Origin of the sequence: Streptosporangium nondiastaticum (genome assembly GCF_003011965.1) — a bacterium.
Taxonomy (GTDB): Bacteria; Actinomycetota; Actinomycetes; order Streptomycetales; family Streptomycetaceae; genus Streptomyces; species Streptomyces nondiastaticus.
Window position 1 is genome coordinate 25,894 of sequence record NZ_PXWG01000069.1, and the last position, 7,661, is coordinate 33,554.

General features: G+C 71.8%; 8 protein-coding genes. 4 read left to right on the forward strand and 4 right to left on the reverse strand.

The features are described from left to right. Window positions 1-6 precede the first annotated feature (6 nt). From B7P34_RS22475 to B7P34_RS22485, 3 genes are all read right to left on the reverse strand, one after another. Window positions 7-2,331 (reverse strand): glycoside hydrolase family 18 chitinase, encoded by a 2,325-nt coding sequence (locus B7P34_RS22475; protein WP_106679190.1) that lies wholly within the window; start codon window positions 2,329-2,331, stop codon window positions 7-9. An 81-nt stretch (window positions 2,332-2,412) separates the two neighbouring features. Then, the gene (locus tag B7P34_RS22480; RefSeq protein ID WP_223268114.1) at window positions 2,413-3,093 is read right to left on the reverse strand and encodes a response regulator; all 681 of its coding nucleotides are present in this window, start codon (window positions 3,091-3,093) and stop codon (window positions 2,413-2,415) included. Next, entirely contained in the window at window positions 3,090-4,286 is a 1,197-nt protein-coding gene (locus tag B7P34_RS22485) for a sensor histidine kinase (RefSeq protein WP_106679195.1), read from the reverse strand. The genes B7P34_RS22480 and B7P34_RS22485 overlap by 4 nt, the downstream gene beginning before the upstream one ends. 159 nt (window positions 4,287-4,445) lie before the next feature. Between B7P34_RS22485 and B7P34_RS22490 the strand changes: the two genes are divergently transcribed. Next, entirely contained in the window at window positions 4,446-5,024 is a 579-nt protein-coding gene (locus B7P34_RS22490; RefSeq protein ID WP_106679197.1) for a hypothetical protein, read from the forward strand. Between the two features lie 6 nt (window positions 5,025-5,030). On the opposite strand, the gene B7P34_RS22495 is transcribed toward B7P34_RS22490, so the two are convergent. Next, window positions 5,031-5,603 carry a cob(I)yrinic acid a,c-diamide adenosyltransferase gene (locus tag B7P34_RS22495; protein WP_106679199.1) on the reverse strand — a complete coding sequence of 191 codons (573 nt, stop codon included), beginning with the start codon at window positions 5,601-5,603 and terminating at the stop codon, window positions 5,031-5,033. Window positions 5,604-5,853: 250 nt separating this feature from the next. Between B7P34_RS22495 and B7P34_RS22500 the strand changes: the two genes are divergently transcribed. The 3 genes from B7P34_RS22500 to B7P34_RS22510 all read left to right on the forward strand — a co-directional run. Then, the gene (locus B7P34_RS22500) at window positions 5,854-6,702 is read left to right on the forward strand and encodes a 3-hydroxyacyl-CoA dehydrogenase family protein (protein WP_106679200.1); all 849 of its coding nucleotides are present in this window, start codon (window positions 5,854-5,856) and stop codon (window positions 6,700-6,702) included. 182 nt (window positions 6,703-6,884) lie between these two features. Further along, complete coding sequence (locus B7P34_RS22505; RefSeq protein WP_030368012.1) at window positions 6,885-7,196, forward strand: STAS domain-containing protein; 312 nt, start codon at window positions 6,885-6,887, stop codon at window positions 7,194-7,196. Between the two features lie 212 nt (window positions 7,197-7,408). After that, window positions 7,409-7,661 (forward strand): hypothetical protein (locus B7P34_RS22510; RefSeq protein WP_146166896.1); only part of this gene is annotated, 253 nt, incomplete at its 3' end.

Consider the following 7,661-nt stretch of genomic DNA (forward strand, 5'->3'; position numbering starts at 1 on the left):
CCGGCATCAGCGCAAGCCGTTGTCGACCGCCGTCATCAGCGTGCCGCTGTCCCCGGACATCTCCCAGATCATCACGCCGCCCAGGCCCTTCGGCTTGAGCCAGGCGGTCTTCTTTCCGATCGACCACGCGTCGTCGAACGTCCACCACTGCCCGGCGTTGCCGGTGTACCCGTACGTGGCGACGGACTGTTCGTCGTGGTAGACGGTGAGGCCCGCGACGGACGCGAGCAGGTTGTCGTAGCCGCGGGTCCCCGACTCCTCCGGGAACTGGCCGGGCGCCGCCCCGTTCGCGGTCTGCCAGACGCCGTGCGCGCCGCCGTCGGCGACCTGCTGCCAGCCGCGGCCGTAGAAGGCGAGCCCGAGCACGACCTTCTTCGGGTCGACGCCCGCGTCGAGGTAGGTCTGCACGGTCTTGTCCACGCTGAACTTCGTGGCGTACGGGTCCTTGGCGTCCTGGTAGAGGTTGCCCTGGTGGCCCGTGCGGTTCGGTTCCCAGCTGTTGTCGCTGCCGGAGCCGTGGAAGTCGTAGCCCTGGACGTTCGCGAAGTCCATGTAGTCGAAGACGCTGGGCGTGCCGTCCTTGGTGGTGATGTCCCAGCCGGCGTCGATCTTCGCCGGGTCGGCCGGGGTGAAGGCCGTGAGCATGTACTTCTTGCCGGTCGTCGCGCTCAGGGCGTCGAGCTGGCGGCGGAACTCGGCGAAGAGCAGGGTGTTGTTGGCCTTGTCGTCCTTGGAGACGTGGTTGCCGGCGTGGCCCTCGGAGCCGGGCCACTCCCAGTCGATGTCGAAGCCGTCGAAGATCCCGGCGGCGGTGCCGGGCCCGCCGCGGCCGTTGGTGACCGGCAGGTCGCCCTTGATGTACATGTCGATGCAGGACTTCACGAACTTCTGCCGGGAGGCGTCCGTCCTGGCGACGTCCGAGAAGTACTTGCTGTAGGTCCAGCCGCCGATCGACATGTTGATCTTGAGGTCGGGGTGCTTGGCCTTGAGCTTCTTCAGCTGGTTGAAGTTGCCGGCCAGCTTCTGGTCCCAGGTGTCGCCGACGCCGTCGACGGACTCGCCGGCCCCGAAGCCCTTCTCGTAGTCGGCCCAGGAGTCACCCGCGCCGTCGCCCTGGCTGGGGTCCTGCGGGTTGGGCGTAGTGGCCTTCGTGACGCCGTTGAGGCAGGTGAGGTCGGTGGGGTGGATATTGGAGAACGAGTAGTTGATGTGGGTGAGCTTGCTGGCGGCGCCCGTGCTCTCCAGTGACTTCACGGTGTAGCCGCGGCCGTAGATGCCCCACTGCACGAAGTAGCCGACCTTGGCGTAGCCCGTGCCGGGCTGCGGCTGTCCGCCGCCCGTCGTGCGCACGGTCAGCGGCGGGCTCGCCTTGCCGGTCTGGTCGGCGGTGTCCCGGGCGACGACCGTGTACGTGTAGTCGGTGCCGGGGGTCAGGCCGGTGTCGGTGTAGGCGAGCTTGGTGACCGTGGCGGCCTTCACCGTGCCGCGGTAGACGTCGTAGTTCTTGATGCCCTTGTCGTCGGTGGCGGCGGGCCACTTCAGGGAGACGGACGTGTCGGTGACGGCGGTGGCCCGCGGGGCGCCGGGGGCGCTCGGCGGTTTGTCGGTGCCGCCGCCGCTGCCCGTGCGGATCGTGGCGGACGGGCTCGCCGGCCCGGTCTGGCCGGCCGAGTCGCGGGCGACGACCTTGTAGGTGTAGTCGGTGTCCGGGCTGAGGCCGGTGTCGGTGAAGGCGGTGCCGGTGACCGTGCCGACGACGCTGTCGCCGCGGTAGACGTCGTAGTTCTTGACGCCCTTGTCGTCGGTGGCGGGGGCCCAGGTCAGCGCGATGCTGTTCGCGGTGACGCCCGTGGAGGACGGCTGCCCGGGGGCGCTGGGCGGGGTGTCGGCGGAGGAGCCGTCGCAGGGCCCGCCGTCGAGCTTGCAGCCCGCCGGGGCGCCGTCGCCGGAGGCGACGAAGCCGAAGGTGACGCTCGCGCCGGGCGCGATGGTGCCGTTGTACTCGCGGTTCTTCGCGGTGTAGTGGGAGCCCGAGCTCGTGAGCAGGGCGTCCCAGTAGGCGCCGACCGTGGTCGCGGCGGGGAAGTCCCACTCCACGGTCCAGGCGCTGATGGTGGTCGTGCCGGTGTTCTTGACGGTCCACTCCGCCTGGAAGCCCGTCCCCCAGTCGGAGGTCTTGGCGAACGTCGCCGTGGCGGAGGGCGCGGCGTGGGCGGGGGCCGCCAGGCCGACGAGGGCGGCGGCGGGGAGGGCGAGCGTGGCCAGGGCGGTCACTGCTCTTCGTAAGGTGCGGCCGATGCTTCCTGAGGTACCTGTGCTCAAAGTGCTCAAGGGGGTGCTCCTCGGCGAGAGGTGCGGACAGGTGGGGGGTGCTCAGTTGCTCGGGGAGCGTAGAAAGGTCCGTACCAATGGTCAAGAGGACTGGACCAGTCCCCACTCCTGCGCCAGCACCGCCGCCTGCACCCGGCTGCGCAGCTCCAGCTTCCCCAGCAGCCTGCTGACGTGCGTCTTCACCGTCGCCTCCGCCATCCCCAGCCGGCCCGCGATCTCCGCGTTCGACAGCCCCTCGCCCAGCGCGCCCAGCACCTCGCGCTCGCGCCGGGTCAGCGACTCCAGCCCCGCGGGCTCCGCGGCGCCCGCCCGCCGCCCCCGCGCCGGGCGCGCGAACTCGGCGATCAGACGGCGCGTCACCGCGGGCGAGATCAGGCCCTCGCCGCGACCCACGGTCCGCACGGCCGCGATGAGCTCCGCCGCGTCGCTGTCCTTGAGCAGGAACCCCGCCGCACCCGCGCGCAGCGCCCCGAACACGTACTCGTCCAGGTCGAAGGTGGTCAGCACCAAGACGTCCGCCAGCTGCCCGTCGACGACCTGCCGGGTCGCCGACACCCCGTCCAGGCGCGGCATCTGCACGTCCATCAGCACCAGGTCCGGGCGCAGCTCGCGGGCCAGCCGCACGGCCTCCTCGCCGTCGGCGGCCTCCCCGACGACCTCGATGCCGGGCGCCGAGCGCAGGATCAGGACCAGCCCGGAGCGCACGGACGCCTGGTCTTCCGCGACCAGGACGCGGATGCTGCCGGTCGGTTCTGTCGTCACAGTGCTCCCTCCTCCGGTACGGGCAGCACCGCCCGCACGCGCCATTCCTTGCCGTCCGGGCCGGCCGCCGGGCCCGCCTCGAACTCCCCGTCCAGCAGGGCCACCCGCTCGCCCATGCCGACCAGCCCCGCCCCCGAACCGGGCGCGCGCGGCACCGGCCCGTCGCCGTGCGCGCTGCTGACCTCCACCACCAGCTGTCCGCCGCCCTCGCGCGCCAGACGCACCGTCACCGGGCCCGGGGCCGCGTGCTTGACCGCGTTGGTGAGCGACTCCTGGACGATGCGGTACGCGGCGAGCTCGATCGGCGCGGGCAGCGGGCCCGGCCCCCGCGCGTCGTCCAGGGCGAAACGGAACCGGTCGTCGCGGACCGCCTTGCGGGCGTGCGCGAGGAGGGCATCCACGCCGTCCAGCCGCGGCGTGGCCGCGGGCTCCTCCGCGCCGCCCGCCTGCCGCAGCAGCCCGATGAGCCGGCGCATCTCGGCGAGGCCCTGCACGCTGTTCTCCCGGATCACCGTCAGCGCCTCCTCCGAGGCCTTCGGTTCCCCGATCGACAGCGCCGCGGTGGAGTGGATCGCGATCGCCGACAAGTGGCCCGCGACCATGTCGTGCAGCTCCCGCGCCATCCGGGCGCGCTCGGCGCCCACGGCCTCGCGCCGGTCCAGCTCCGCCAGCAGCGCCGTCCGCTCGGCCTCCAGCCGGGCCGCGCGCGCGTCGTCGCGGTGCCGGCGGATGCCCGCCCCGGTCCACGCCGGAGCCACGATCAGCACCCCGAAGCCGAAGCCGAGCAGCAGCGCCTCCGGCTTGCGGATCAGCGCCACGGCCAGCAGCGTCCCCAGCACGGTCAGCACCTCGGCGACGCGCGGGATGCGCCAGGCGACGGACGGACGGCCGTAGAGCACCGCCGCGTAGACGACGTCCGTGTACATGGCGATCGTCGCGACGAGCGAGCCCGTGCAGATGTCGAGGGCGAGCGTGACCGTGCCGACGGCCAGGGCCGTCAGCGGGGCGCTGCGCCGCAGCAGCTCGGCGCCGCACATGACGACCAGCGCGACCAGGGACAGCCGGCCGGGGAGCGCGGCCAGGGGCGGGTTGTTGTGCAGCCCGAGGAACCACAGCGCCAGGCCGCCCAGCAGGCCTGCCGCCGCGATGAGGACGGCGTCGCGGTCGGGGCGGCGGGGGAGGCGGACGGGCATGCGTACATCTCAGCATGCGGCGAGGGCCGCGGGGACGGGCCGCGGGAGGGTGCGGCCGGCCGCCCGCTACATCGAACGATGCAGTCCGAAATCGTCGTACGCGACGACGAACGCGCTGGTCACGGCAGGGAGCCTGGAGGTGAGGGAAGGGAGAGAACCGTGATCGTCACGCTGATCGTCGTCTGCGAGGTCGGCTTCTGGGTGCTGCTGGCCGGCGGACTGAGCCTGCGGTACCTGGCCAAGATGCCCCGCGCGGGGATCGCCGTGCTGCTGCTGGAGCCCGTACTGGAGCTCGTCCTGCTGATCGCCACCGCCGTCGACCTGAAGAACGGCGCCGCCGCCGACTGGAAGCACGGCCTGGCCGCCGTCTACATCGGCTACTCCGTCGGCCTCGGCCACTCCACCATCAAGTGGGTCGACGCCCGCTTCGCCCACCGCTTCGCGGGCGGCCCGCCGCCGGTCAAGCCGCCGAAGTACGGCCGCGAGCGGACCGTCCACGAGTGGAAGACGGCCGCCCGCTGGATCCTGTCCTGCGCGGTCGCCCTCGCCCTGCTGCAGGCGGCGGTCTGGTACGTCGGGGATTCGGGCGACATCAGCTCGCTGCGGGCATGGCAGACGAAGGCGCTCCTCGTGGCCGGCATCAACCTGGCCATCGCGGCGAGCTACACGCTCTGGCCGAAGCAGGCGCCGGCCACGCCGGAGCCGCAGGCGCCGAGCCCGGAGGAATTGAAGCGCTGAGCCCCGTCAGCGGTTCTCGCCCGGGACCCACAGCACGTCCCCGACCTCCTTGTTCGCCGTCCTCGCGAGGATGAACAGGAGGTCGGAGAGGCGGTTGAGGTAGGTCGCCGTGAGCGGGTTCATGATGTCCGCGTGAAGTTCCATCGCGGCCCACGTGGACCGCTCCGCGCGGCGGACGACCGTGCAGGCCTGGTGCAGCAGCGCGGCCCCCGGCGTCCCCCCGGGCAGGATGAAGCTGCGCAGCTTCTCCAGGTCTTCGAGGAAGCGGTCGCAGTCCGCCTCCAGCTTGTCGATGTAGGACTGCTCGACGCGCAGCGGCGGGTACTTGGGGTTCTCGGCCACCGGCGTGGCCAGGTCGGCGCCCACGTCGAAGAGGTCGTTCTGGATGCGGACGAGGACCTGGACGACCTCCGCGGGCAGCTGCCCGAGCGCGATGGCCACGCCGATCGCGGCGTTGGCCTCGTTGGCGTCGGCGTAGGCCGCGATCCTGGTGTCGGTCTTCACGGTGCGGCTCATGTCGCCGAGGGCCGTCGTGCCGGTGTCACCGGTGCGGGTGTAAATGCGCGTCAGGTTGACCATGGGTACGAGCGTATCCACTGCGCGCCGCCCCGCCGAGGCCGACGCGCAACCCGGCCACCCCTGTGACGCCCGGGGCTCAAGGGGCTCAACTGCACTGTGGGGACGGGCCAGTGGGCGCCTCGGTGTGATGTCCGTCATGGGGGACGTGACGCGCATCTCTTACCGCCCAACCGCGCCGCGGCGAGCGCTAATCTCCGGCCGAGAGAGTGCGTACAGAACAGCTCTGAGCACAGGGAGTAAGGGGACAGCCGTGGCCAAGAAGCTCGCCGTCATCGGGGCCGGACTGATGGGGTCCGGGATCGCGCAGGTCTCCGCCCAGGCCGGGTGGGACGTCGTGCTGCGCGACGTCACCGACGCGGCGCTGCAGCGGGGCACGGACGGCATCAAGGCCTCGTACGAGAAGTTCGTCGCGAAGGGCAGGCTGGAGGCCGCCGCGGCCGAGCAGGCGCTGGCCCGGATCACCACCACCACGGACCTGGACGCGGCCGCCGACGCGGACATCGTGGTCGAAGCCGTCTTCGAGGACATCGACACCAAGCGCGACATCTTCCGCACCCTGGACGGCCTGGTGAAGGAGGAGACGGTCCTCGCCTCGAACACCTCCGCCATCCCGATCACCAAGATCGCCGCGGCCACGCAGCGCCCCGAGCGCGTCGTCGGCGCGCACTTCTTCTCGCCGGTGCCGATGATGCAGCTGTGCGAGCTGGTCCGCGGTTACAAGACCAGCGACGAGACGCTGGCGAAGGCCCGGGAGTTCGCCGAGGGCGTCGGCAAGACCTGCATCGTCGTCAACCGCGACGTCGCCGGCTTCGTCACCACCCGCCTGATCTCCGCCCTCGTCGTCGAGGCCGTCAAGCTGTACGAGTCGGGCGTGGCCACCGCCGAGGACATCGACATCGCCTGCAAGCTGGGCTTCGGCCACGCGATGGGCCCGCTGGCCACCGCCGACCTCACCGGCATCGACATCCTCATGCACGCCACGGGGAACATCTACACCGAGTGCCAGGACGAGAAGTTCGCGCCGCCGGAGCTCATGCGCCGCATGGTCGACGCGGGCGACCTCGGCCGCAAGAGCGGCCAGGGCTTTTACCAGCACTGAACCGACACCGACCGGGTAGCCGATATCTAGTTCACCCGCCCGGGTGAATTAGGTATCGGTTCGCCCATGAACGGCAACCTTGTCGTGGGAGAGCCAGTCAGTTCTTGAGAACCGCACGTGCCACAAGAGCCGCAGCGCGACACCGTCATCACGCACCATCGGACATCACTCCGGGAGCGCACATGCACATCAGGGGCGACCACGCCGAACTGGTCGTCGGGGGCCGCCTCGACGTCCGCAGCGCGGCGGACGCCCGTACGGTCCTGCACTCCGCCCTCGACTCGGGCCGCGGCGACCTCGTGCTCGACCTCACCGAGCTGGACTCGTGGGACGCCACCGGCCTCGGCGTCATCATGGGCGCCCACCGCCGCGCCGGCCGCACCGGCCGCCGCCTCGTCCTGCGCGGCGTGCCCGACCGCATGCAGCGGCTCCTCGTCGCCACCCGGCTGCATCGCATTCTGGCCATCGAAGGCGGTATCGGCGCCGCGTCATGAGACTGTGACGTGCCCCGGGCAGCGGGGCCCCCGTCGCTTCGTGGATACTGTGCCCAGGTCTGAGGTTCGGTTTTCCCGCCGCTAAAGGGCCGCATAACAGAGCCCACGGCGGGCACCGATGAAGCGCCGGCCGGCACGCCCGGCCGAGGGTTGAAGGAGTGGCGCTGGCCGGGAGGGCAGACGGCACGCCACGCAATTGGGGGGCTTTCACCATGGACCCGACGAACCGGCCCGACGCGTTCGGCGAGGGCGCCCACGAGTCCGCGGACGCCCGCGGCCCGCGCGACCTGCCGGGCACCGGCGCCGGAGACGCCGGCCGCCCCGAGGACGCGGGCCAGGGAGCCCCCGGGCTCGCCCGCGTCGTCCGTCTCGTCGCCGGTGACTACGCCGTCACCGTCAACCCCGTCGACGGCAGCGAGATCGAGCCCTGCCTGCCCGCCGACGTGCCCCCGCCCCCCGGCCGGC

Coding starts and splice junctions, on each gene's coding strand:
- B7P34_RS22485 (WP_106679195.1), bottom strand. CDS start 4,286: ATGCCCGTCCGCCTCCCCCGCCGCCCCGACCGCGACGCCGTCCTCATC.
- B7P34_RS22505 (WP_030368012.1), top strand. CDS start 6,885: ATGCACATCAGGGGCGACCACGCCGAACTGGTCGTCGGGGGCCGCCTC.
- B7P34_RS22495 (WP_106679199.1), bottom strand. CDS start 5,603: ATGGTCAACCTGACGCGCATTTACACCCGCACCGGTGACACCGGCACG.